General features: G+C 59.1%; 22 protein-coding genes. 21 read left to right on the top strand and 1 reads right to left on the bottom strand.

What is annotated here, in order from left to right; translation table 11 throughout:
• Positions 1-45 precede the first annotated feature (45 nt).
• From EJA71_RS25695 to ispD, 14 genes are all read left to right on the top strand, one after another.
• Complete coding sequence (locus tag EJA71_RS25695; protein ID WP_007908849.1) at positions 46-549, top strand: OmpH family outer membrane protein; 504 nt, start codon at positions 46-48, stop codon at positions 547-549.
• A 3-nt stretch (positions 550-552) separates the two neighbouring features.
• On the top strand, positions 553-1608 hold the full coding sequence (gene lpxD, locus EJA71_RS25700) for a UDP-3-O-(3-hydroxymyristoyl)glucosamine N-acyltransferase (RefSeq protein ID WP_158960630.1): 1056 nt from the start codon (positions 553-555) through the stop codon (positions 1606-1608).
• A 106-nt stretch (positions 1609-1714) separates the two neighbouring features.
• On the top strand, positions 1715-2155 hold the full coding sequence (gene fabZ, locus EJA71_RS25705) for a 3-hydroxyacyl-ACP dehydratase FabZ (RefSeq protein ID WP_003222142.1): 441 nt from the start codon (positions 1715-1717) through the stop codon (positions 2153-2155).
• Positions 2152-2928, top strand: coding sequence for an acyl-ACP--UDP-N-acetylglucosamine O-acyltransferase (gene lpxA / locus EJA71_RS25710; protein WP_034156326.1), 777 nt, complete (start codon positions 2152-2154; stop codon positions 2926-2928). The genes fabZ and lpxA overlap by 4 nt, the downstream gene beginning before the upstream one ends.
• Positions 2929-2930: 2 nt before the next feature.
• Positions 2931-4061, top strand: coding sequence for a lipid-A-disaccharide synthase (gene lpxB, locus EJA71_RS25715; protein ID WP_158960633.1), 1131 nt, complete (start codon positions 2931-2933; stop codon positions 4059-4061).
• Positions 4062-4072: 11 nt separating this feature from the next.
• Positions 4073-4699 (top strand): ribonuclease HII, encoded by a 627-nt coding sequence (rnhB, locus tag EJA71_RS25720; protein ID WP_007908845.1) that lies wholly within the window; start codon positions 4073-4075, stop codon positions 4697-4699.
• 76 nt (positions 4700-4775) lie between these two features.
• On the top strand, positions 4776-8297 hold the full coding sequence (dnaE, locus tag EJA71_RS25725; RefSeq protein ID WP_158960636.1) for a DNA polymerase III subunit alpha: 3522 nt from the start codon (positions 4776-4778) through the stop codon (positions 8295-8297).
• Positions 8298-8436: 139 nt separating this feature from the next.
• Positions 8437-9384, top strand: coding sequence for an acetyl-CoA carboxylase carboxyltransferase subunit alpha (locus EJA71_RS25730; protein ID WP_158960639.1), 948 nt, complete (start codon positions 8437-8439; stop codon positions 9382-9384).
• 132 nt (positions 9385-9516) lie between these two features.
• Entirely contained in the window at positions 9517-10845 is a 1329-nt protein-coding gene (tilS, locus tag EJA71_RS25735; RefSeq protein WP_158960643.1) for a tRNA lysidine(34) synthetase TilS, read from the top strand.
• Positions 10846-11119: 274 nt separating this feature from the next.
• Positions 11120-12751, top strand: coding sequence for a CTP synthase (locus EJA71_RS25740; RefSeq protein WP_158960646.1), 1632 nt, complete (start codon positions 11120-11122; stop codon positions 12749-12751).
• 5 nt (positions 12752-12756) lie between these two features.
• A complete protein-coding gene (gene kdsA / locus EJA71_RS25745; protein ID WP_016985082.1) occupies positions 12757-13602 on the top strand; it encodes a 3-deoxy-8-phosphooctulonate synthase in 846 nt (281 codons plus the stop codon).
• Between the two features lie 156 nt (positions 13603-13758).
• Positions 13759-15048: a phosphopyruvate hydratase gene (eno, locus tag EJA71_RS25750; RefSeq protein WP_042557893.1), complete on the top strand. Its 1290-nt coding sequence runs from the start codon at positions 13759-13761 to the stop codon at positions 15046-15048.
• Between the two features lie 170 nt (positions 15049-15218).
• Entirely contained in the window at positions 15219-15497 is a 279-nt protein-coding gene (gene ftsB / locus EJA71_RS25755; RefSeq protein ID WP_007908838.1) for a cell division protein FtsB, read from the top strand.
• The gene (ispD, locus tag EJA71_RS25760; RefSeq protein ID WP_158960649.1) at positions 15494-16201 is read left to right on the top strand and encodes a 2-C-methyl-D-erythritol 4-phosphate cytidylyltransferase; all 708 of its coding nucleotides are present in this window, start codon (positions 15494-15496) and stop codon (positions 16199-16201) included. Before ftsB ends, ispD begins: the two co-directional genes overlap by 4 nt.
• Positions 16202-16287: 86 nt before the next feature.
• Here ispD and EJA71_RS25765 read toward each other — a convergent pair whose 3' ends face one another.
• Entirely contained in the window at positions 16288-17184 is an 897-nt protein-coding gene (locus tag EJA71_RS25765; protein ID WP_158960652.1) for a LysR substrate-binding domain-containing protein, read from the bottom strand.
• A gap of 115 nt (positions 17185-17299) precedes the next feature.
• Here EJA71_RS25765 and EJA71_RS25770 point away from each other — a divergent pair, with 115 nt between their 5' ends.
• The 7 genes from EJA71_RS25770 to EJA71_RS25800 all read left to right on the top strand — a co-directional run bounded on the left by EJA71_RS25770 (position 17300) and on the right by EJA71_RS25800 (position 23421).
• Positions 17300-18412: an S-(hydroxymethyl)glutathione dehydrogenase/class III alcohol dehydrogenase gene (locus EJA71_RS25770; protein ID WP_007908835.1), complete on the top strand. Its 1113-nt coding sequence runs from the start codon at positions 17300-17302 to the stop codon at positions 18410-18412.
• Positions 18413-18502: 90 nt separating this feature from the next.
• On the top strand, positions 18503-19354 hold the full coding sequence (gene fghA, locus EJA71_RS25775) for an S-formylglutathione hydrolase (protein ID WP_178113749.1): 852 nt from the start codon (positions 18503-18505) through the stop codon (positions 19352-19354).
• Between the two features lie 43 nt (positions 19355-19397).
• A complete protein-coding gene (gene ispF / locus EJA71_RS25780; RefSeq protein WP_034149878.1) occupies positions 19398-19871 on the top strand; it encodes a 2-C-methyl-D-erythritol 2,4-cyclodiphosphate synthase in 474 nt (157 codons plus the stop codon).
• Positions 19868-20926: a tRNA pseudouridine(13) synthase TruD gene (gene truD, locus EJA71_RS25785; RefSeq protein ID WP_158960658.1), complete on the top strand. Its 1059-nt coding sequence runs from the start codon at positions 19868-19870 to the stop codon at positions 20924-20926. Before ispF ends, truD begins: the two co-directional genes overlap by 4 nt.
• Positions 20914-21663 carry a 5'/3'-nucleotidase SurE gene (gene surE / locus EJA71_RS25790; RefSeq protein WP_158960661.1) on the top strand — a complete coding sequence of 250 codons (750 nt, stop codon included), beginning with the start codon at positions 20914-20916 and terminating at the stop codon, positions 21661-21663. Before truD ends, surE begins: the two co-directional genes overlap by 13 nt.
• 41 nt (positions 21664-21704) lie before the next feature.
• Positions 21705-22340, top strand: coding sequence for a protein-L-isoaspartate(D-aspartate) O-methyltransferase (locus EJA71_RS25795; protein WP_178113750.1), 636 nt, complete (start codon positions 21705-21707; stop codon positions 22338-22340).
• 211 nt (positions 22341-22551) lie between these two features.
• On the top strand, positions 22552-23421 hold the full coding sequence (locus tag EJA71_RS25800) for a peptidoglycan DD-metalloendopeptidase family protein (RefSeq protein WP_158960667.1): 870 nt from the start codon (positions 22552-22554) through the stop codon (positions 23419-23421).
• The last annotated feature ends 37 nt before the right edge of the window (positions 23422-23458 follow it).

Below are 23458 nucleotides of genomic sequence, written 5' to 3' on the forward strand. Positions count from 1 at the left end.
GCGTCTGACCCAAGATAACGACAATGGATTTTGTAGGAGTGCATCGTGCGTAAGTTGACTCAATTGGTTCTCCTGGCCTCCTTGATGGTGGCAGGCCCGGCATTTGCCGACATGAAAATCGCTGTTCTGAATTATCAGATGGCTTTGCTCGAATCCGACGCCGCCAAGAAGTACGCCGTGGATGCCGAGAAGAAGTTCGGTCCGCAACTGACCAAGCTGAAAACCCTGGAGAGCAGCGCCAAAGGCATTCAGGATCGTCTGATGGCCGGTGGCGACAAAATGCAGCAGGGCGAGCGTGAGCGTCTGGAGCTTGAATTCAAGCAAAAGGCCCGTGACTTCCAGTTCCAGTCCAAGGAACTGAACGAAGCCAAAGCTGTTGCTGACCGCGAAATGCTCAAGCAACTGAAGCCGAAACTGGATAGCGCAGTGGAAGAAGTCATCAAGAAAGGTGGTTTTGACCTGGTGTTCGAGCGTGGCGCAGTGATTGATGTCAAACCTCAGTACGACATCACGCGCCAGGTTATCGAGCGCATGAATCAGCTGAAGTAACCCATGACCGCGACTATAAAACTCGGCCAGTTGGCCGAGTTCCTCGGCGCCACCCTGCGTGGCGACCCGGAGAAGCAAATTACTGGGCTGGCCACTTTGCAAGAGGCCGGCCCAGCTCAGTTGAGCTTTCTGGCAAACCCCCAATACCGCAAATTTCTTGCCGGCTCGCAAGCAGCAGCACTGTTGCTCAAGGAAGCCGATGCCGAGGGTTTTGCCGGTAATGCGCTGGTGGTGCCTGATCCTTACCTGGCCTATGCGCGTATCTCCCACCTGTTCGATCCGAAACCAAAAGCTGCGGCGGGCATCCACCCATCGGCAGTGATTGCGGACGACGCTGTGATTGATCCAACCGCCAGCATCGGCCCATTCGTGGTGATCGAAGCAGGCGCGCGAATCGCTGCGCAGGTGACACTGGGCGCGCATTGCTTCATCGGCGCGCGCAGTGAAATCGGTGAAGGCGGCTGGCTTGCTCCACGGGTGACGCTCTATCACGACGTGCGCATCGGCAAGCGAGTGGTGATCCAGTCGGGTGCCGTGCTCGGTGGTGAAGGCTTCGGCTTTGCCAACGAAAAAGGTATCTGGCAGAAAATCGCCCAGATCGGCGGCGTGACCATCGGCGACGATGTGGAGATTGGCGTAAATACCGCCATCGACCGCGGCGCGTTGGCCGATACCGTGATCGGCAACGGCGTGAAACTCGACAACCAGATCCAGATTGCCCACAACGTCCAGGTCGGTGACCACACCGCCATGGCCGCGTGCGTAGGTATCTCCGGGAGCACCAAAATCGGCAAGCATTGCATGCTGGCCGGTGGCGTTGGTCTGGTCGGTCATATCGATATTTGCGACAACGTTTTCCTGACCGGGATGACCATGGTGACTCACTCGATTACCGAGCCGGGTGCCTATTCTTCCGGCACAGCCATGCAACCGGCGGCCGAATGGCGCAAAAGCGCGGCCCGTATTCGTCAGCTCGATGACATCGCGCGACGTTTGAAACAGCTGGAAAAGCGCGTAGGGGAAGTGACCCCTGACGGCAATGCTTCATCAGATGGCTGATACCATTTCCATATCAAGTGTGCACAGCCTCTAGACTGCCTCCTTGATTTGCTAGAGGAGTGCGCGTCAGTCGCGCTCCCAATCTTTACATAGGCTTCCCCCCGAAATGATGGACATCAACGAGATTCGCGAATACCTGCCTCACCGTTACCCGTTCCTGCTGGTGGACCGGGTGGTGGAACTGGACACTGAAGGCAAGCGCATTCGCGCCTACAAGAATGTCAGCATCAATGAACCGTTCTTCAATGGTCACTTCCCGGCGCATCCAATCATGCCGGGCGTGCTGATCATCGAAGCGATGGCTCAGGCTGCCGGGATCCTCGGTTTCAAAATGCTTGATGTGAAGCCTGCCGACGGCACGCTTTACTACTTCGTCGGTTCCGACAAGCTGCGCTTCCGCCAGCCTGTGCTGCCGGGCGACCAGTTGATCCTCGAAGCCAAGTTCATCAGCTGCAAGCGTCAGATCTGGAAATTCGAGTGCCAGGCTTCGGTCGACGGCAAGCCGGTCTGCTCCGCTGAAATCATCTGCGCGGAACGCAAGCTATGAGTTTGATTGACCCTCGCGCAATCATCGATCCGTCGGCCGTTCTGGCTGACGGCGTCGAGGTCGGCCCGTGGTCGATCATCGGCGCAGGTGTGGAAATCGGCGAGGGTACCGTGATCGGGCCGCATGTAATCCTCAAAGGCCCGACCCGCATCGGCAAGCACAATCGTATCTACCAGTTTTCCTCGGTAGGCGAAGACACGCCCGATCTGAAGTACAAAGGTGAAGAAACCCGTCTCGTCATCGGTGACCATAACGTCATCCGAGAGGGCGTAACCATTCATCGTGGCACCGTGCAGGACCGTTCGGAAACCACGCTGGGCGATCACAACCTGATCATGGCCTATGCCCACATCGGTCACGACAGCGTCATTGGCAACAACTGCATTCTGGTCAACAACACCGCACTGGCTGGCCACGTGCATGTCGATGACTGGGCGATCCTCTCCGGTTTTACCCTGGTGCATCAGTATTGCCATATTGGCGCGCACAGTTTCTCCGGAATGGGCACCGCGATTGGCAAGGATGTTCCGGCATTCGTCACCGTGTTCGGCAACCCGGCCGAAGCGCGCAGCATGAACTTCGAGGGCATGCGCCGTCGTGGTTTCAGCGAAGACGCGATTCACACCCTGCGTCGCGCCTACAAGACCGTCTACCGCCAAGGCCTGACGGTCGAGCAGGCATTGGCTGAGCTGGCCGAACCTGCCGCACAGTTCCCGGAAGTCGCGATATTCCGCGATTCCATTCAGTCGTCGACTCGCGGCATCACCCGCTGATCATGGCCAGTCTGCGTATTGCGCTGGTGGCGGGTGAAGCTTCCGGTGACATTCTCGGCGCCGGTCTCATGCGCGCCCTCAAGGCACAGCATCCGGCGGTTGAGTTCATCGGCGTTGGTGGCCCGTTGATGCAAGCTGAAGGCCTGACTTCGTACTTTCCCATGGAGCGCTTGTCGGTCATGGGCCTGGTGGAAGTCCTCGGTCGCCTGCGTGAGTTGCTCAAGCGCCGCAAAGACCTGATCGCCACGCTGATCGCTGAAAAGCCGGATGTGTTCATCGGCATTGATGCACCGGACTTCAACCTCAATATCGAACTGAAGCTGCGTCAGGCCGGGATCAAGACCGTGCATTACGTCAGCCCGTCGGTGTGGGCGTGGCGGCAGAAGCGCGTGCTGAAGATCCGCGAAGGCTGCGACCTGATGCTCACGTTGCTGCCGTTCGAAGCAAAATTCTACGAAGAAAAAGGCGTGCCGGTGCGGTTCGTCGGTCATACGCTGGCCGATACCATTCCGCTGGAAGCCGATCGCGCTGCGGCGCGCGCCGAACTGGGCTTGCCCGACGGCCCGCTGGTGGCGTTGATGCCTGGCAGTCGTGGTGGCGAAGTCTCGCGGCTGGGTGCGCTGTTCCTCGATACCGCTGAACGTCTGCGGGCGATGCGCCCGGGTTTGCGCTTTGTCATTCCGTGTGCCAACCCGGAGCGCCGCGTACAGCTCGAAGAGCTGCTTGCCGGTCGCGACCTGCCGGTGACTCTGCTCGATGGCAAATCTCATCTGGCACTGGCTGCGTGCAACGCCGTGCTGATCGCCTCCGGCACCGCCACCCTCGAAGCGCTGCTGTACAAGCGGCCGATGGTGGTGGCTTATCGTTTGGCGCCGCTGACGTTCTGGATCCTCAAGCGCATGGTCAAGAGCCCGTACGTGTCCCTGCCAAACCTGTTGGCCCAGCGTCTGCTGGTGCCAGAATTGTTGCAGGATGATGCTACGGTCGAGGCGCTGGCCCAGACCCTGTCGCCGCTGATCGAAGGCGGCGAAGAACAGACTCGTGGTTTCGACGAAATCCACCGCACGCTGCGGCTGGATGCTTCCAATCAGGCGGCGGACGCCGTCCTCAACCTGATCGGCCAGACACGATGAGTAAGACAAGCATGCAGATGGGCCTGGATTTCACCCTGGTCGCCGAAGTCGAAGAGTTGGTCGCCGGCGTCGATGAAGTCGGTCGCGGCCCGTTGTGCGGCGCGGTGGTCACGGCGGCGGTGATCCTCGATCCGAACCGGCCGATCCTCGGTCTCAATGACTCGAAGAAACTCACTGAAGCCAAGCGCGAAAAGCTCTACGACGAAATCATCGAGAAGTCGCTGAGCTGGTGCATCGCCCGCGCCGAAGTCGAAGAAATCGACGAGCTGAATATCCTCCACGCGACCATGCTGGCCATGCAGCGCGCAGTGGCCGGTCTGCACATCCAGCCGAAACTGGCGATGATCGATGGCAACCGCTGCCCGCAATTGCCGATGCGCGCCGAGGCGGTGGTGCAGGGCGACGGCAAGGTGCCGGCCATCGCTGCCGCGTCGATTCTGGCCAAGGTCAGTCGCGACCGTGAAATGGCGGCATTCGAATTGATCTACCCGGGTTACGGCATCGGCGGCCACAAAGGTTATCCGACGCCCGTTCATCTGGAAGCGTTGGTGCGTCTCGGCCCGACGCCGATTCACCGGCGCTCGTTCGCCCCGGTGCGTCAGGCTTATGAAGCGCTCGAAGGCCTGACGCAGGTTTAGTCGCAAGGCTGATGTTTTGTTCGAGGCCCGGTACAATCCGGGCCTTGTTGTCTCTATGTAACTGGACAGGATCACTATGCCGGCTTCATTCGTTCATCTACGCCTGCACACTGAATACTCGCTGGTCGACGGGCTGGTGCGGATCAAGCCACTGGTCAAGGCCCTGACTGGCATGAACATGCCTGCCGTCGCGGTCACCGACCAGAACAACATGTGTTCCCTGGTCAAATTCTATAAAAACACCATGGGCGCGGGCATCAAGCCGATCTGCGGCGCCGACCTGTGGCTGTCGAACAAGGATCCGGATGCACCACTGAGCCGGCTCAGCCTGTTGGTGATGAATGCCAAGGGCTATCGCAACCTCACCGAGTTGATCTCGCGCGGCTTCATCGAAGGCCAGCGCAACGGCATGATCATCGTCGAGCGCGAGTGGGTCGCCGAGGCCAACGAAGGCCTGATCATGCTGTCCGCCGCCAAAGAAGGCGAGATCGGCATGGCCATGATCGGCGGCAACCCGGCCGAAGCCGAAGCCTTGGCCCGTGAGTGGATGTCGGTATTCCCGGATCGTTTTTATCTGGAAATCCAGCGCACCAACCGCCCCAACGATGAAGAACAACTGCACGGCGCCGTCGCCCTCGCCGACAAACTCGGCGCGCCGCTGGTGGCGACCAACGATGTGCGCTTCATCAAGCAGGAAGACTTTGCCGCCCACGAAACCCGCGTGTGCATCGGTGAGGGCCGCGCCCTCGACGATCCTCGGCGCTCGAAGAACTACAGCGATCAGCAATACCTGAAAAGCGCCGAGGAAATGCTCGAGCTGTTCAGCGATATTCCCGACGCCATCGAAAACACCGTCGAGATCGCCAAGCGCTGCAACATCGAAGTGAAGCTGGGCACTCACTTCCTGCCCAACTTCCCGATTCCCGATGGCATGACCATCGACGAGTATTTCCGCAAGGTGTCCTTCGACGGTCTCGAAGAACGCTTGACGGTCCTGCTGCCAAAAGACACCACCGAAGACTACGAAGCCAAGCGTCAGGTCTACGTCGACCGGCTGAATTTCGAGCTGGATATCATCATCCAGATGGGCTTCCCCGGTTACTTCCTGATCGTTATGGACTTTATCCAGTGGGCCAAGAGCAACGGCGTGCCGGTAGGTCCTGGCCGGGGGTCGGGTGCCGGTTCGCTGGTGGCTTATGTGCAGAAGATCACCGACCTCGACCCACTGGAATACGATTTGCTGTTCGAACGTTTCCTTAACCCGGAACGGGTATCGATGCCCGACTTCGACGTCGACTTCTGCATGGACGGTCGCGACCGCGTCATCGATTATGTGGCCGAGAAATACGGGCGCAACGCGGTAAGCCAGATCATCACTTTCGGTTCCATGGCCGCCAAGGCTGTGGTGCGCGACGTGGCGCGGGTGCAGGGCAAGTCCTACGGCCTGGCGGATCGTCTGTCGAAGATGATTCCGTTCGAAGTCGGCATGACCCTGGAAAAAGCCTACGAGCAGGAAGAAATCCTGCGTGACTTCATCAAGGTCGATGAAGAGGCGGCGGAAATCTGGGAGATGGCGCGCAAGCTTGAAGGCGTTGTGCGTAACGTTGGTAAACACGCCGGTGGTGTGGTGATCGCGCCGACCAAGCTGACTGACTTCTCGCCAATCTATTGCGACGAGGCCGGCGACGGTCTGGTAACCCAGTTCGACAAGGACGACGTTGAGGCGGCCGGCCTGGTGAAGTTCGACTTCCTCGGTCTGCGGACGTTGACGGTGATCGACTGGGCGCTGAAGACCATCAACCGCGACCGCGCCAAGGTCGACGAACCGCCGCTGGACATCGCGTTCATCCCGCTGGACGACAAACCGACGTACACGCTGCTGCAAAAAGCTGAAACCACCGCGGTGTTCCAGCTTGAATCCCGCGGCATGAAAGAGCTGATCAAAAAGCTCAAGCCCGACTGCCTGGAAGACTTGATCGCACTGGTGGCCCTGTTCCGTCCGGGCCCGCTGCAATCGGGCATGGTTGACGACTTTATCAACCGTAAGCACGGTCGCGCCGAGCTGGCGTATCCGCACTCCGACTATCAATACGAAGGCCTCAAGCCAGTACTGGCGCCGACCTACGGCATCATTCTGTATCAGGAACAGGTGATGCAGATTGCCCAGGTCATGGCCGGCTACACCCTCGGCGGCGCAGACATGCTCCGTCGCGCCATGGGTAAGAAAAAGCCTGAAGAGATGGCCAAGCAGCGCGGCGGTTTCATTGAAGGTTGCAAGACCAACAATATCGACGCCGACCTCGCCGGTAACATTTTTGACCTGGTGGAAAAATTCGCCGGTTACGGCTTCAACAAGTCTCACTCGGCTGCTTACGGTCTGGTTTCGTACCAGACCGCGTGGCTGAAAACCCACTACCCGGCGCCGTTCATGGCCGCGGTACTGTCGGCGGACATGCACAACACCGACAAAGTCGTGACCTTGATCGAAGAAATTCGCACCATGAAGCTGCGTCTCGACGCGCCGGATGTGAATACTTCGGAGTTCAAGTTCACGGTGAACGACGAAGGCCGCATCATTTATGGTCTCGGCGCGATCAAAGGCGTAGGCGAGGGGCCGGTTGAGGCGATCACTGAGGCGCGCGAGGGCGGGCCGTTCAAGGATCTGTTCGATTTCTGCGCTCGGGTCGACCTCAAGCGCATCAACAAGCGCACGCTCGACGGCTTGATCCGCAGCGGCGCTCTGGATCGCCTTGGCCCGTACTTCCACGATGAGCAAAAAGCCTACCAAGCCAACATTGACCGCAACCGCGCGGTGCTGCTGACGGCCATGGAAGAGGCGATCAAGGCCGCCGAACAAACTGCACGCACTCAGGATAGCGGGCACTCGGACCTGTTCGGTGGACTCTTCGTCGAAGAAGACGCTGACGTTTACGCCAACCATCGCAAGGCCAAGGAGTTGACGCTCAAGGAGCGGCTCAAAGGGGAGAAAGACACCCTGGGCCTGTACCTGACCGGTCACCCGATTGATGAATACGAAGGTGAAATCCGTCGTTTCGCCCGCCAGCGCATCATTGATCTGAAACCGGCGCGAGATACCCAGACCGTCGCAGGCATGATCATTGCGCTGCGGGTCATGAAGAACAAGAAGGGCGACAAGATGGGGTTCATCACCCTGGATGACCGCTCTGGACGCATCGAGGCCTCGCTGTTTTCCGAGTCGTTCCATGCGGCGCAGTCGTTGTTGCAGACTGACGCGATGGTGGTCGTCGAAGGCGAGGTCAGCAATGACGACTTCTCCGGCGGCCTGAAGCTGCGGGTCAAGCGCGTGATGAGCATGGAAGATGCGCGCACCAACCTTGCCGAGAGCCTGCGCCTGAAGCTGCAGACCCAGGACCTGAAGGGCGATCAGCTACGCTGGTTGGGCGATCTGCTCAAGCGTCATCGCGGCGCGTGCCCGATCACCATGGAGTACACCAGCCCGGATGCGAAGACCTTGCTGCAGTTCGGTGAGACGTGGCGAATCGACCCGGCGGATGCCTTGATTCAGGCTCTGCGTGACCAGTTCGGGCGAGACAACGTCTTCCTCCAATACCGTTGACCGGCGAGTGCCATCATGGCGCTTGCCCGCAACCTGAATTTTTAATCTCGACCTCAGCGCGCCTCTCCCTTAAGGTAGGGCGCGAATAGACAACCGGCCGGCCCAAGCTCATTTGGGACACGACCCAAGACGGACGCCTATGAACCCGAATTTTCTAGATTTCGAACAGCCGATCGCCGACCTGCAAGCCAAGATCGAAGAGTTGCGCTTGGTCGGTAATGACAATTCGCTGAATATCGGCGATGAGATCTCCCGCCTGCAGGACAAGAGCAAAACGCTGACCGAAGACATCTTCGGCAAGCTGACCAGCTGGCAGATCGCACGCCTGGCGCGTCACCCGAAACGCCCGTACACCCTCGACTACATCCAGCACATCTTCACCGAGTTCGACGAACTGCACGGCGACCGTCACTTCTCTGACGACGCGGCAATCGTCGGCGGTATCGCCCGCCTGGAAGACCAGCCGGTGATGATCATCGGTCACCAAAAGGGCCGTGAAGTCCGCGAGAAGGTACGCCGCAACTTCGGCATGCCACGTCCGGAAGGCTACCGAAAGGCTTGCCGCCTGATGGAAATGGCCGAGCGTTTCAAAATGCCGATCCTGACCTTCATCGACACCCCGGGTGCCTACCCAGGTATTGACGCTGAAGAGCGCAACCAGAGCGAAGCCATCGCCTGGAACCTGCGTGTGATGTCGCGCCTGAAGACCCCGATCATCGCCACCGTTATCGGTGAAGGTGGTTCCGGTGGTGCACTGGCCATCGGCGTCTGCGACCAGTTGAACATGCTGCAATATTCGACCTACGCGGTGATCTCGCCGGAAGGTTGCGCTTCGATTCTGTGGAAAACCGCAGAAAAGGCCCCGGATGCTGCTGAAGCGATGGGCATCACCGCCGAGCGTCTGAAAGGCCTGGGCATTGTCGACAAGGTGATTGGCGAGCCTTTGGGCGGCGCCCACCGTGATCCGGCGGCTGCGGCTGCATCGATCCGTGCCGAGCTGAGCTCGCAACTGGCGATGCTGAAGAAGTTCGATAACGAAGCGCTGTTGAAGCGTCGTTATGATCGACTGATGAGCTACGGTCTCTAAGTCGAACGCAATACCTCTGTAGGAGTGAGCCTGCTCGCGATGAGGGCGTAACATTCAACCAATGTGTTGGCTGTCACACCGCTATCGCGAGCAGGCTCACTCCTACATTTGTTTTGGGGCAAAGAGTTAAATATGGGTCAGTCCATGATTGATTTGCCTTCACGGCTTCTGCGCAACCTTGAGCCTTGGCGCAATGCCGCTCATTGGCGCGTCGCGTTCTCCGGTGGCCTTGATTCCACTGTTCTGCTGCATCTGCTCGCCCATCTCGCAAAATCCGAATCCCTTCCTCTGTTAAGCGCAGTTCATATCCATCACGGCCTTCAGGCTGTGGCTGATGCTTGGCCGCAGCATTGCCAGTCCGTATGCGATGCGCTGGGCGTGCCGCTGTTGATCGAGCGCGTGACAGTTCGGTCGGGCGCGAGTCTGGAGCGGGCGGCGCGGGATGCGCGGTACGCGGTGTTCAGTTCGCTTACCAAGGCCAATGACGTTTTGCTGACTGGCCAGCATCGCGATGACCAGGCAGAAACGCTGCTGTTTCGTCTGTTGCGCGGTGCCGGTGTGCGTGGACTATCCGCGATGCCGCGACAGCGTTCGGTGGGGCAGGGGACGCTGATTCGTCCCTTGCTCGATGTTTCCCGGGCTGAACTCGAAGCGTATGCGCAAGCTCATCAACTGAGCTGGATCGAAGACCCGTCGAATCAAGATCGGCAGTTCTCGCGCAATTATCTGCGGCATCAGGTCATGCCGTTGATGACCGAGCGCTGGCCGCAAGCGCAGACAAGCATGGCTCGTAGTGCCGCGCATCTGCGTGAAGCCCAAGGGCTGCTGGATGAGCTGGCGCAGATCGATCTGACGCAGGCCGCCACCGCTCATGAATTCGAATGGCTGGGATTACCGTCTCTGGAGTTGGCGCCGCTGGCGATGTTGTCTGCCGCGCGCCAGCGAAACGCCCTCAGTCACTGGCTTGAGCCGCTGACGCGCCTGCCTGACACCGACCATTGGTCGGGTTGGAGCGATCTCTGCGAGGCTGCTCATGATGCCTCGCCGATCTGGCGACTGGCCGATGGCGAGCTGCACCGCAGCGCCGGACGGGTCTGGTGGCTCAGCGGTGAGTGGCTGCGCACGCCAGTGATCGGTTGCGAGTGGCAGACCCCGTCTTCAGCGCTACGCTTGGCCGACAACGGACGTGTCATGTTCAGCGGGCAGACTCCCGCCGGATCTTTGCAGATCCGCTACCGACAGGGAGGCGAAGTGATGCAGTTGGCGGTTCGCGGTCATCGCGACCTCAAGCGCTTGCTTAATGAACGTGGGGTGCCGTGTTTTGTGCGTGGCAGATTGCCGCTGCTGTTTCGCAGCGAAGAATTGCTCGCGGTGGCGAACCTGGCGGGTCTTGACGGCCCTGAGCATGGCGCCTGGAAATTGCATTGGCAGCCAACAGACGAAGATCAAGGTTTGAGCTGAAAGGAGCATTCCGGTAGACTACGCTCCCTTCTTGATACAACTTCTGTGGATTCGCCTGAATTACAGGAGTTGCCGATTACCAAGCAGTCTTTGCTGGGCGATTCCAAAAAATGTGTAGCGAGCAACGTACCGGTGTTTCATCTGCCGGTCTGTCCCAACGCGGCGGTTTTTTTGAAAGGTGCACTGTGATTAATGCAGGTGATCGGGGGCTTCGGCCTTCCTTCGCTTTCCCCGGCGGCTCGTACCGCTTTAACGCAGACTTCTAGGGTTTTTCATGACGCGCTACATATTCGTCACGGGCGGTGTTGTTTCTTCTTTGGGGAAAGGCATTGCATCGGCTTCATTGGCGGCCATCCTGGAGGCGCGGGGACTTAAGGTCACCATGCTGAAGCTGGACCCGTACATCAACGTCGACCCGGGCACGATGAGCCCGTTCCAGCACGGTGAAGTGTTCGTCACCCACGACGGCGCCGAGACCGACCTGGACCTGGGCCACTACGAGCGGTTCATCCGCACGACCATGACCCAGAACAACAACTTCACCACTGGCCGTGTCTACGAGCACGTGCTGCGCAAAGAGCGCCGTGGTGACTACCTGGGTGCAACCATCCAGGTGATCCCGCACATCACCGACGAAATCAAGCGCCGCATTATCAAGGGTGCTGGCGACGCTGACGTGGCCATGGTCGAAATCGGTGGCACCGTCGGTGACATCGAGTCGCAACCGTTCCTCGAAGCGATCCGTCAACTGCGTTTCGAAGTCGGCGCCAAGCGCGCGATGCTGATGCACCTGACGCTGGTTCCTTACATCGCCACCGCTGGCGAGACCAAGACCAAGCCAACTCAGCACTCGGTAAAAGAATTGCGTTCGATCGGCCTGCAGCCAGATGTGCTCGTGTGCCGTTCCGATCACCCGATCGACATCTCGTCGCGTCGCAAGATCGCTCAGTTCACCAACGTTGAAGAACGTGCGGTGATCGCGCTGGAAGACGCCGACACCATCTACAAGATCCCGGGCATCCTGCACTCGCAGGGTCTCGACGATTTCGTTGTTGAGCGTTTCGGTCTGCAGTGCGGCAGCGCTGATCTGTCCGAGTGGGAAGCGGTGGTTGACGCCAAGCTGAACCCGGAACACGAAGTGACCATCGCCATGGTCGGCAAGTACATGGAACTGCTGGACGCCTACAAGTCGCTGATCGAAGCGATGAGCCATGCCGGCATCAGCAACCGCACCAAGGTCAACCTGCGTTACATCGATTCCGAAGACATCGAAAACCAGGGCACTGCGCTGCTCGAAGGTGTCGACGCGATCCTCGTACCAGGCGGCTTCGGTCTGCGCGGCGTGGAAGGCAAGATCACAGCCGTTCAGTACGCTCGCGAAAACAAGGTTCCGTATCTGGGTATCTGCCTCGGTATGCAAGTGGCGGTCATCGAGTTCGCCCGTAACGTGATGGGCTGGAAAGACGCCAACTCCACCGAGTTCGATCGTGCCAGCGGCCACCCGGTTGTCGGTCTGATCACCGAGTGGGAAGACGCTACCGGTGCCGTTGAAGTACGTACCGAGTCGTCCGACCTGGGCGGCACCATGCGCCTCGGCGCTCAGGACTGCCTGCTTGAAGCCGGTTCCAAGGTGCACGACTGCTACGGCAAGGACGTGATCGTCGAGCGTCATCGTCACCGCTACGAAGTGAACAACAACCTGCTGCCACAGCTGATCGAAGCCGGCCTGAAAATCTCCGGCCGCTCCGCTGACGCGGCGCTGGTTGAAGTGGTTGAAGCACCGGATCATCCATGGTTCGTGGCTTGCCAGTTCCACCCTGAGTTCACCTCGACCCCTCGCGATGGCCATCCGCTGTTCAGCGGTTTTGTCAAAGCTGCGTTGGCTCAACACCAGAAGAAGGCGTAACCCCGATGGCACAGAAGATCATCCGCGTCGGCGACATCGAGATTGCCAACGACAAACCCATGGTGCTGTTCGGCGGCATGAACGTGCTGGAAAGCCGTGACATGGCTATGCAGGTTTGCGAAGAGTACGTGAAGGTCACCGAAAAACTCGGTATCCCTTACGTGTTCAAGGCCAGTTTCGACAAGGCCAACCGGTCTTCTGTGACCTCTTATCGTGGTCCTGGCCTGGAAGAGGGCATGCGCATCTTCCAGGACATCAAACAAGCCTTCGGCGTACCGATCATCACCGACGTCCACGAGCCTGATCAGGCTGCGGTCGTCGCTGAGGTCTGCGACATCATTCAACTGCCGGCCTTCCTGTCGCGCCAGACCGATCTGGTCGTTGCGATGGCCAAGACCAATGCAGTGATCAACATCAAGAAAGCCCAGTTCCTCGCGCCTCAGGAAATGAAACACATCCTGAACAAGTGCGTTGAAGCGGGTAACGACCAACTGATCCTCTGCGAGCGTGGTTCGAGCTTCGGCTACAACAACCTCGTGGTCGATATGCTCGGCTTCGGCATCATGAAGCAGTTCGAGTACCCGGTTTTCTTCGACGTCACCCACGCGCTGCAAATGCCGGGTGGTCGTGCCGACTCCGCCGGCGGTCGCCGTGCGCAGGTTCTGGATCTGGCCAAGGCGGGCATGAGCCAGTCGCTGGCGGGTCTGTTTCTCGAAGCTCACCCGGACCCGGACAATGCCAAATGCGACGGCCCTTGCGCCTTGCGTCTGGACAAACTGGAGCCATTTCTGGCCCAGCTCAAAGCTTTGGACGAACTGGTGAAGAGTTTTCCGACGGTAGAAACCGCGTAACACTCAATTCTCCGGTAAAGTACCGCACGATTTGTCGCACATGCCCTCGGGCATGTGCGTTGTCGTCTGCAAGCTGCCCGCTGCACACCACTTGCCGACGGTAAAAAGATTTCCTCTAGCTGCGTCGTTTTCGTCAACTTTGGAGTGTTTACAACAATGGCAAAAATCGTCGACATCAAAGGTCGTGAAGTTCTCGACTCCCGTGGCAATCCCACCGTGGAAGCGGACGTGCTTCTCGACAACGGCATCATCGGCAGCGCGTGCGCGCCGTCCGGTGCATCCACTGGCTCGCGTGAAGCGCTCGAGCTGCGTGATGGCGACAAGAGCCGTTACCTGGGCAAGGGCGTGCTCAAAGCGGTAGCCAACATCAACGGTCCGATCCGCGATCTGCTGCTGGGCACTGACCCAAGCGACCAGAAAGCCCTGGATCACGCGATGATCAAGCTCGACGGTACCGAAAACAAAGCGACCCTGGGCGCCAACGCCATCCTCGCCGTATCCCTGGCTGCGGCCAAGGCTGCTGCACAGGATCAGGACCTGCCGCTGTACGCACACATCGCCAACCTCAACGGCACTCCGGGTGTTTACTCGATGCCGGTGCCGATGATGAACATCATCAACGGTGGCGAACACGCCGATAACAACGTCGACATCCAGGAATTCATGGTGCAGCCGGTTGGCGCCAAGTCTTTCTCGGAAGGTCTGCGCATGGGTACCGAGATTTTCCATCACTTGAAAGCTGTGCTGAAGGCCCGCGGCCTGAGCACTGCCGTTGGCGACGAAGGTGGTTTCGCACCGAACCTGGCCTCCAACGAAGACGCGCTGAAAGTGATCTCCGAAGCTGTCGCCAACGCCGGTTACAAGCTGGGCACCGACGTGACCCTGGCGCTGGACTGCGCGGCGAGCGAATTCTACGAAGACGGCAAGTACAACCTGTCCGGCGAAGGCCAGGTGTTCACTGCTGAAGGTTTCGCTGATTACCTGAAAGGTCTGACCGAACGTTACCCGATCATCTCGATCGAAGACGGTCTGGACGAGTCCGACTGGGCTGGCTGGAAGATCCTCACCGACAAGATTGGCGAGAAGGTTCAACTGGTAGGCGACGACTTGTTCGTGACCAACACCAAGATCCTGAAAGAGGGCATTGATAAAAAGATCGCCAACTCGATCCTGATCAAGTTCAACCAGATCGGCACTCTGACCGAAACCCTGGAAGCCATCCAGATGGCCAAGGCCGCCGGTTACACCGCAGTGATCTCGCACCGTTCCGGCGAAACCGAGGATTCGACCATTGCCGACCTGGCCGTGGGCACCTCGGCTGGCCAGATCAAGACTGGTTCGCTGTGCCGTTCCGACCGCGTTTCCAAGTACAACCAACTGCTGCGTATCGAAGAGCAGTTGAATGGCAAGGCCAAGTACAACGGTCGCAGCGAATTCCGCGGCTAAGTACGAACTGATAAAAGGACACCGGATTGTGTCGAAAAAGTCGTGACAGCGATGGATTTGCCACTAATCTGATGCCTTAACAGCACAAGCCTGGATCTTCCAGGCTTCGTGCTATCAGATGCTTCAAATTTTTGCGTGGCTGTCTTTTTTCACTGGATACCTGATATTCGATGCGCAGTCCTTACTGGTTGTTTCTCGTTTTGCTCTTGCTGCTGGCCGGTCTGCAGTACCGCCTGTGGGTGGGCAATGGCAGTCTGGCGCAGGTCGCCGAGCTGAATCAGCAGATTGCTGATCAACATGCCGAGAACGAAGGTTTGCTGGAGCGCAACCGGGTGATGGACGCTGAAGTCAGCGAGTTGAAAAAGGGCATGGAGACCGTTGAAGAGCGGGCTCGTCACGAATTGGGCATGGTCAAGGACGGCGAAACCCTTTACCAGTTGGCCCAATGATCAATTCCCTGCCGGCCTTCTGGGCCGTGATTCCTGCCGCGGGCGTCGGTGCCCGAATGGCCGCGGACCGTCCCAAGCAATATTTGCAACTGGGCGGGCGCACAATTCTCGAACACAGCCTCGGCTGTTTTCTCGATCACCCAAGCCTCAAAGGGTTGGTGGTCAGTCTTGCTGTTGATGATCCGTACTGGCCGAACCTGGCGTGCGCTGGCGACTCGCGAATTCAGCGCGTTGAAGGCGGGGCTGAGCGTTCTGGCTCGGTGCTCAATGCCTTGCTGCATTTGCATGCGCAGGGTGCCGATGATGAGGATTGGGTGCTGGTGCACGATGCGGCACGACCGAATCTGAGTCGCGAAGATCTCGACAAGCTACTGGATGAACTGGCGGATGACCCGGTCGGCGGATTGCTCGCAGTGCCTGCGCGCGACACGTTGAAACGGGTCGACAAACGTGGGCGTGTGGTCGAAACCGTTGATCGCAGCGTGATCTGGCAGGCGTATACGCCGCAGATGTTCCGCCTCGGCGCATTGCACCGGGCGTTGGCGGACAGTCTGGTCGCCGATGCCGTGATCACCGATGAAGCTTCGGCGATGGAGTGGGCCGGGTTGGCGCCGCGACTGATCGAAGGACGGGCGGATAACCTCAAGGTTACGCGGCCGGAAGATCTGGAGTGGCTGCGTCAGCGTTGGGCCAACCGCCGCTAAAAGATCAAAAGATCGCAGCCTTCGGCAGCTCCTGCATGGATCGCATGCCTTTGTAGGAGCTGCCGAAGGCTGCGATCTTGTGCTTTTCAATCTCGATATTCCGGCCGTTCAGCCAACCCAACTTTCAAAAAATCCACCAACTTGCGCACCTTCGGGGACAAATGCCGCTGCTGCGGATACAACGCCCACACCGCGGTATTTGGCGGCTGATGTGCCTCCAGCAGCGAAATCAACGCGCCACTGTGCAGATGTTCAAGTACGTAATAGTCCGGCAACTGACACAACCCCACCCCCTGAAGTGCCGCGTCCAGTACCGCTTGCCCACTGTTACAACGCCAGTTTCCCTGCACCCGCTGGGAAAATTCCCGCCCATTCTGCTCAAGCTGCCAGATGTCCGTACTACCGATCAGGCAATTATGCCGGCTCAGTTCCGACAAACTGTGTGGGCGCCCGTACCGCTCAATGTAGGACGGTGACGCGCAGAGAAACATCCGGCGAGGCGCCAGCCGCGTCGCGACCAGGCGCGAGTCCTGCAGCCGACCCAAGCGAATCGCCAGATCCAGCCCCTCGTGCACCAGATCGAGTTGGCGATTGCTCAGCTCGATATCGATGCGCAGCTGCGGATACAAACCCATGAACCGTGTCACCAGCGGCACGATAAAGCGTTCGCCGTAAGCGACGGCGCAGGTCATGCGCAGCATGCCTTTCGGTTCGCTGGTCAAGTCGCCGACCGCGCGTAACGCTTCTTCGCGACCGTCCTGTAAACGTTGGCAGTGCTGGAGAAACGTCTGCCCGGCCTCGGTCAGCGTCACCCGCCGGGTACTGCGATAGAGCAGGCGCGTCTGTAAACGCTCTTCCAGGCGTACGATTTGTCGACTGACGTGTGAGGAAGAGACGCCAAGACGCTCGGCTGCAGCGGTGAACTGGCTGCACTCGGCAACAGCGACAAACTCGTCGATGCCTTCCCAGCGATTTTCGGACATCGAGATTATCCCTGTATGGCAATAATGTTTTGCTTTTGCCCTGATTATTCATCGTAAAGCCATGTATTACACTCCTTGTCTGGTTTTTATTCATTGGATTCACTGGAGAGTCAGCATGATCAAGTCGCGCGCCGCCGTAGCCTTCGAGGCCAAGAAGCCGCTGGAAATCGTAGAAGTCGATGTCGCCATGCCCAAGGCCGGTGAAGTCCTCCTGCGTGTCGTCGCTTCTGGTGTTTGCCACACCGACGCTTACACCCTGTCCGGTGCCGACCCGGAAGGCATCTTCCCGTCGATCCTCGGCCACGAGGGGGGCGCCATCGTTGAAGCCATCGGCGAGGGCGTGACTTCGGTTGCCGTGGGCGATCACGTCATTCCGCTGTACACCCCGGAATGCGGCCAGTGCAAATTCTGTAAGTCGGGCAAGACCAACCTGTGTCAGGCGATTCGCGCGACTCAGGGCAAAGGCCTGATGCCAGACGGCACTTCGCGCTTTTCCTACAAGGGCGAAACGATTTTCCACTACATGGGTACTTCGACTTTCTCGGAATACACCGTGCTGCCGGAAATCTCCGTGGCCAAAATTTCCAAAGACGCGCCGCTGGAAAAGGTTTGCCTGCTCGGTTGCGGCGTCACCACCGGTATCGGCGCCGTACTCAACACGGCCAAGGTCAAACCGGGTGACACCGTGGCCATCTTTGGTCTGGGCGGCATCGGTCTGTCGGCGGTGATCGGTGCTGTTAAGGCCAAGGCTGCGCGCATCATTGCCATCGACATCAACCCGGCCAAATTCGAGATCGCCAAACAACTCGGCGCCACTGACTGCGTGAACCCGAAAGATTTCGATCGTCCGATCCAGGAAGTGATCGTCGACATGACCGATGGCGGCGTCGACTTCTCCTTCGAGTGCATCGGCAATGTGCAACTGATGCGTGCAGCGCTTGAGTGCTGCCATAAAGGTTGGGGCGAGTCGGTCATCATCGGCGTGGCCGGTGCCGGTCAGGAAATCGCTACCCGTCCGTTCCAGTTGGTCACCGGTCGCGTCTGGCGCGGTTCGGCATTCGGCGGCGTGCGCGGTCGTACCGAGTTGCCAAGCTATGTCGACATGGCCCAGAGCGGCGAAATCCCGCTGGATACTTTCATCACCCACACCATGGGCCTGGAAGACATCAACAAGGCCTTCGACCTGATGCACGAAGGCAAGAGCATCCGTACCGTCATTCATTTCTAAAAGCAGCCCCAAGTTACAAGCTTCAAGCTGCAAGCAAAGGCGCTTCTGCCTTTTCTTGAAGCTCGAAGCTTGCCACTTGCAGCTGGGAGAATCCCCATGAGTCTGGAAAACATCTCCTGTCAGAAGAGTTTCGGTGGCTGGCACAAGCGTTATCGCCATCGCTCCGACGTGCTCGGTTGCGACATGGTGTTTGCCGTATACCTGCCGCCGCAGGCGGAGCAGGGCGGCAAGTTGCCGGTGTTGTACTGGCTGTCGGGCCTGACCTGCACCGATGAGAACTTCATGCAGAAGGCCGGCGCGATGCGCATGGCCGCCGAACTGGGTTTGATCATCGTTGCGCCGGACACCAGCCCGCGTGGGCCGGATGTGCCGGGCGATCCGGATGGCGCGTGGGATTTCGGCCTCGGCGCCGGGTTCTATCTGAATGCCACCCAAGAGCCTTGGTCGCGCCACTATCGGATGCATGACTATGTCGTGCAGGAATTGCCTTCACTGGTTGAGGCGCATTTCCCCGCGTCGGACAAACGCAGCATCAGCGGCCACTCCATGGGTGGTCACGGTGCGTTGGTCTGTGCGTTGCGCAATCCGGGTCGCTATCAATCGGTGTCGGCGTTTTCGCCGATCAACAATCCTATGGATTGCCCGTGGGGCCAGAAGGCGTTCTCGCGTTATCTGGGCGAAGACCGTTCCAAATGGAAGGAGTGGGATGCCTGCGCGCTGATCGCCGAAGCGGATGAAAAATTGCCGCTGCTGGTCGATCAAGGTGATCGTGACGACTTTCTCGAGAACCAGCTCAAACCCGAAGCCTTGCAACAAGCGGCAAAACAAGCCGGCCATCCGCTGGAGCTACGCCTGCAACCGGGCTACGACCACAGCTATTTCTTCATCGCAAGCTTCATAGATGACCACTTGCAGCATCACGCACGCGCCCTGCGCGGTTAATGCAGGTAGAATCACGCCCTGACAAAAATCGGGGCGTTTTTTTATGCGTATTGGCCACGGCTACGATGTGCACCGTTTCGCTGAAGGCGATTTCATTACTCTGGGCGGCGTGCGCATTGCACACAGCTTCGGGCTGCTCGCTCATTCCGACGGTGACGTCCTGCTGCACGCCTTGAGCGATGCCTTGCTCGGCGCTGCGGCGCTGGGTGATATCGGCAAACACTTCCCGGACACCGACCCGCAATTCAAAGGCGCTGACAGCCGTGCGCTGCTGCGTCATGTGGTCGCGCTGATCCATGCCAAAGGCTGGAAAGTCGGCAACGTCGACAACACCATCGTTGCCCAGGCGCCGAAAATGGCGCCGCATATCGAATCGATGCGCGCGCTGATCGCGGCGGATCTTCAAGTTGAGTTGGATCAAGTGAACGTGAAAGCTACCACCACCGAAAAGCTCGGCTTTGTCGGTCGCGAAGAAGGCATCGCCGTACACTCCGTTGCCTTGTTGCTGCGCGCATGAACGAACTGCAATTGCTCGGCCCGCGTGCCTATGGCGAAGCCCTCGGCACCGCGGTACTGAAAGCCATCGCTGAAGACTTCCAGGTCGATGAAGTGCTCGACATCCCATTCAGTGGCGATGGTGAACACCTGTGGATCTGGGTGGAAAAGCGTGGCCTGAACACTGAAGAAGCCGCGCGGCGCATCGCCAAGGCTGCCGGTGTGCCATTGCGCACCGTCAGCTATGCCGGCCTCAAGGATCGTCAGGCGCTGACCCGTCAGTGGTTCAGCGTGCAACTGCCGGGCAAGGCTGACCCTGATCTGTCGGCGGCAGAAAACGACACGCTGAAGATCCTCAAGACCACTCGCCACAAGCGCAAGCTGCAACGTGGCGCGCATTCGGCCAACGGTTTTACCTTGCGCCTGACTCAGTTCAGTGGCGACAAAGACGCGATTGAACAGCGTCTGCAACGGATCGCTAAACAAGGCATTCCCAATTATTTCGGCGCCCAGCGTTTTGGCCATGACGGCGGCAATGTCGTCGATGCGCGTTCGTGGGCGGCACGCAAAGCCTTGCCGGAGCAGCGCAATGTACGTTCGCGCTTGCTCTCGACCGCGCGCAGTTATTTGTTCAACAAAGTGTTGGCGGCGCGTGTGGCTGATGGCACCTGGCAACAAGCCCAGGTCGGCGATCTGCTGGCCTTCACCGACAGCCGCAGCTTTTTTCCGGCCGGTGAAGCTGAGTGCAGCGACCCGCGCCTGGCGATTCTCGACCTGCACCCGACCGGCCCGCAGTGGGGCGAAGGTGACTCGCCGACCGCAGGCGTTGTCCATGAACTGGAGCAGGGGATTGCCGCCGGTGAAGCGGAGCTGCGCGATTGGTTGATTCACGCCGGCATGAGCCACGAACGTCGCATCCTGCGGCTGCCCATTGGCGGGTTGACGTGGCATTATCCCCAGCCTGACATTCTGCAACTGGAATTCGTCCTCCCGGCCGGATGCTTCGCCACTGTATTGGTGCGCGAACTCGTTGATCTGGTGCCGGTGGGGCAGACGGACAGCCCATGCGTATTCTGATTTCTAACGACGATGGGGTAACCGCACCCGGTCTTGCCGCGCTTTATGCTGCGCTGGCGGATTACACCGAGTGCGTGGTTATCGCCCCGGAACAGGACAAAAGCGGCGCCAGCAGTTCGCTGACGCTCGACCGTCCGCTGCACCCGCAATACCTGGCCAACGGCTTTATCAGCCTCAACGGCACACCGACCGACTGTGTGCACCTGGGCCTTAACGGCTTGCTGGAGCGCCAAGCGGACATGGTGGTGTCCGGGATCAACCTCGGCGCCAATCTGGGTGATGACGTGTTGTATTCCGGCACCGTCGCGGCAGCGCTCGAAGGGCGCTTTCTCGAACGTCCGTCGTTTGCCTTCTCACTGGTCTCGCGTCAGGTGGATAATCTGCCGACGGCGGCCTACTTTGCGCGCAAACTGGTCGAGGCCCATGCCGGGCTCGATCTGCCGCCGCGCACGGTGCTCAACGTGAACATTCCCAATCTGCCGATCGACCACATTCGCGGTATTCAGCTGACTCGCCTCGGCCACCGGGCCCGGGCGGCGGCGCCGATGAAAGTGGTCGATCCGCGTGGCAAGGCCGGGTACTGGATTGCCGCTGCCGGCGACGCCGAAGACGGCGGGCCGGGCACTGACTTCCATGCGGTGATGCAGGGCTATGTGTCCATCACGCCATTGCAGCTTGATCGCACCTTCAACGATGCGTTCAGAAGCCTCGACGGCTGGCTGGAGGGACTGCGCTGATGTCCCGCGAACACGAAGACAGATTGCGCAGCGGGATCGGCATGACCTCCCAACGTACCCGGGAGCGGCTGATCCAGCGCTTGTATGAAGAAGGCGTGTGCAACGCCAAGGTGCTGGAAGTCATCCGCCGCACGCCGCGGCACCTGTTCGTCGACGAAGCGCTGGCGCATCGCGCCTATGAAGACACGGCGCTGCCGATCGGCAACAACCAGACCATTTCCCAGCCTTATATGGTGGCGCGCATGAGCGAGCTGCTACTGGAGGCCGGGCCGCTGGATAAAGTGCTGGAGATCGGCACGGGCTCCGGTTATCAGACTGCCGTGTTGTCGCAACTGGTCGAGCGCGTGTTTTCGGTCGAGCGCATCAAAGTGCTGCAGGATCGGGCCAAGGAACGTCTGGTCGAACTGAACTTGCGCAACGTGGTGTTCCGCTGGGGCGATGGCTGGGAAGGCTGGCCGGCGCTGGCACCTTATAACGGCATTATCGTGACGGCTGTGGCCACCGACGTACCCCAAGCGTTGCTCGATCAACTGGCACCTGGCGGACGCATGGTGATTCCGGTCGGCTCGGGAGAGGTGCAGCAACTGCTGCTGATCGTGCGTGAAGAAAACGGCTTTTCCCGACATGTTCTGGGTGCCGTGCGCTTCGTGCCGTTGCTCAATGGGCCACTAGCCTGAGCATTTATTGGCAGGCGCTGAATTCCTTTCGTTCGCCCATGTCTTACTCCGGCAACGATGGTTTAAACGCGCAGATTGTCAGCTTGCAAACGTGTGCGCGAAGCGATTTCGCTTCATTAAGGGTAAAGCCGATTCGGCCCGTTATACTTGCGACACCTCATGCCGGAATTCGGCATTCCAAATTTTTCAGCCACCACAAAGGGAGCGGCGGGTGAGTCTCACAGTCATTGCGCAGCGTATGGGTAACACAAGCTTTCAGCGCCTGGTGACTGGCCTTGTCTTGAGCACCTTGCTGGTGGGTTGCTCTAGCACCAAATCGAACAACGTGCGCGTGGTCGATCGCAACAACACGGTTGCACAACGTCCTACCGTGACGACGGGGCAGTATGTAGTCCGTCCGGGCGATACGATGTTTTCGATCGCATTTCGCTACGGCTGGGACTACAAAGCCCTCGCTGCCCGGAACAATATTCCTACGCCGTATACGATCCACCCGGGTCAGACAATTCGCTTTGACGGGCGTACCGGTTCAACGCCGACTGCGGTGGTGAGCAACAGCAGTTCATCGCCTTCTTCGTCGAGTAAAACCACGGTAATCCGGCGCCAGGCAAATGGCACGACGACCACGACAACCACCGGTTCTACGGGGGTTGCACCGTCCGTCGGCAACAAGCCAGCGCCTGCTCCACTGCCTCCCGCAGGCCCGGCCCCGACCGGCTGGGGATGGCCATCTAATGGCATTCTGATTGGAAAATTCTCTTCAAACGGTAGTTTGAATAAAGGAATTGATATCGCCGGAGATTTGGGACAGCCTGTTTTAGCTGCGTCTGATGGGACGGTGGTTTACGCCGGGAGTGGCTTAAGGGGCTACGGCGAATTAGTCATCATCAAACACAGCGAAACCTACGTCAGTGCTTACGGACATAACCGCAGGCTGTTGGTTCGGGAGGGACAGCAGGTCAAGGTCGGACAGACAATTGCCGAAATGGGGTCAACGGGTACAGACCGGGTGAAACTGCATTTTGAGATTCGCCGCCAAGGTAAACCTGTAGATCCGCTGCAGTTCCTGCCAAGACGTTGATTTGCAAGTCAGCCTGTTCCATCGCGTAGAGGGGACA

It is taken from the genome of Pseudomonas sp. PB106, from assembly GCF_009764645.1.
Classification (GTDB): Bacteria; Pseudomonadota; Gammaproteobacteria; order Pseudomonadales; family Pseudomonadaceae; genus Aquipseudomonas.

Bases quoted from the DNA above. Each gene is read 5' to 3' on its own strand.
- fabZ (WP_003222142.1), top strand. From the start codon at position 1,715: ATGATGGACATCAACGAGATTCGCGAATACCTGCCTCACCGTTACCCG.
- kdsA (WP_016985082.1), top strand. From the start codon at position 12,757: ATGGCACAGAAGATCATCCGCGTCGGCGACATCGAGATTGCCAACGAC.
- EJA71_RS25770 (WP_007908835.1), top strand. From the start codon at position 17,300: ATGATCAAGTCGCGCGCCGCCGTAGCCTTCGAGGCCAAGAAGCCGCTG.
- ispD (WP_158960649.1), top strand. From the start codon at position 15,494: ATGATCAATTCCCTGCCGGCCTTCTGGGCCGTGATTCCTGCCGCGGGC.
- dnaE (WP_158960636.1), top strand. From the start codon at position 4,776: ATGCCGGCTTCATTCGTTCATCTACGCCTGCACACTGAATACTCGCTG.
- ftsB (WP_007908838.1), top strand. From the start codon at position 15,219: ATGCGCAGTCCTTACTGGTTGTTTCTCGTTTTGCTCTTGCTGCTGGCC.
- rnhB (WP_007908845.1), top strand. From the start codon at position 4,073: ATGCAGATGGGCCTGGATTTCACCCTGGTCGCCGAAGTCGAAGAGTTG.
- lpxB (WP_158960633.1), top strand. From the start codon at position 2,931: ATGGCCAGTCTGCGTATTGCGCTGGTGGCGGGTGAAGCTTCCGGTGAC.
- EJA71_RS25765 (WP_158960652.1), bottom strand. From the start codon at position 17,184: ATGTCCGAAAATCGCTGGGAAGGCATCGACGAGTTTGTCGCTGTTGCC.
- lpxA (WP_034156326.1), top strand. From the start codon at position 2,152: ATGAGTTTGATTGACCCTCGCGCAATCATCGATCCGTCGGCCGTTCTG.
- EJA71_RS25730 (WP_158960639.1), top strand. From the start codon at position 8,437: ATGAACCCGAATTTTCTAGATTTCGAACAGCCGATCGCCGACCTGCAA.
- lpxD (WP_158960630.1), top strand. From the start codon at position 553: ATGACCGCGACTATAAAACTCGGCCAGTTGGCCGAGTTCCTCGGCGCC.
- surE (WP_158960661.1), top strand. From the start codon at position 20,914: ATGCGTATTCTGATTTCTAACGACGATGGGGTAACCGCACCCGGTCTT.
- EJA71_RS25795 (WP_178113750.1), top strand. From the start codon at position 21,705: ATGACCTCCCAACGTACCCGGGAGCGGCTGATCCAGCGCTTGTATGAA.
- truD (WP_158960658.1), top strand. From the start codon at position 19,868: ATGAACGAACTGCAATTGCTCGGCCCGCGTGCCTATGGCGAAGCCCTC.
- EJA71_RS25740 (WP_158960646.1), top strand. From the start codon at position 11,120: ATGACGCGCTACATATTCGTCACGGGCGGTGTTGTTTCTTCTTTGGGG.
- eno (WP_042557893.1), top strand. From the start codon at position 13,759: ATGGCAAAAATCGTCGACATCAAAGGTCGTGAAGTTCTCGACTCCCGT.
- ispF (WP_034149878.1), top strand. From the start codon at position 19,398: ATGCGTATTGGCCACGGCTACGATGTGCACCGTTTCGCTGAAGGCGAT.
- tilS (WP_158960643.1), top strand. From the start codon at position 9,517: ATGGGTCAGTCCATGATTGATTTGCCTTCACGGCTTCTGCGCAACCTT.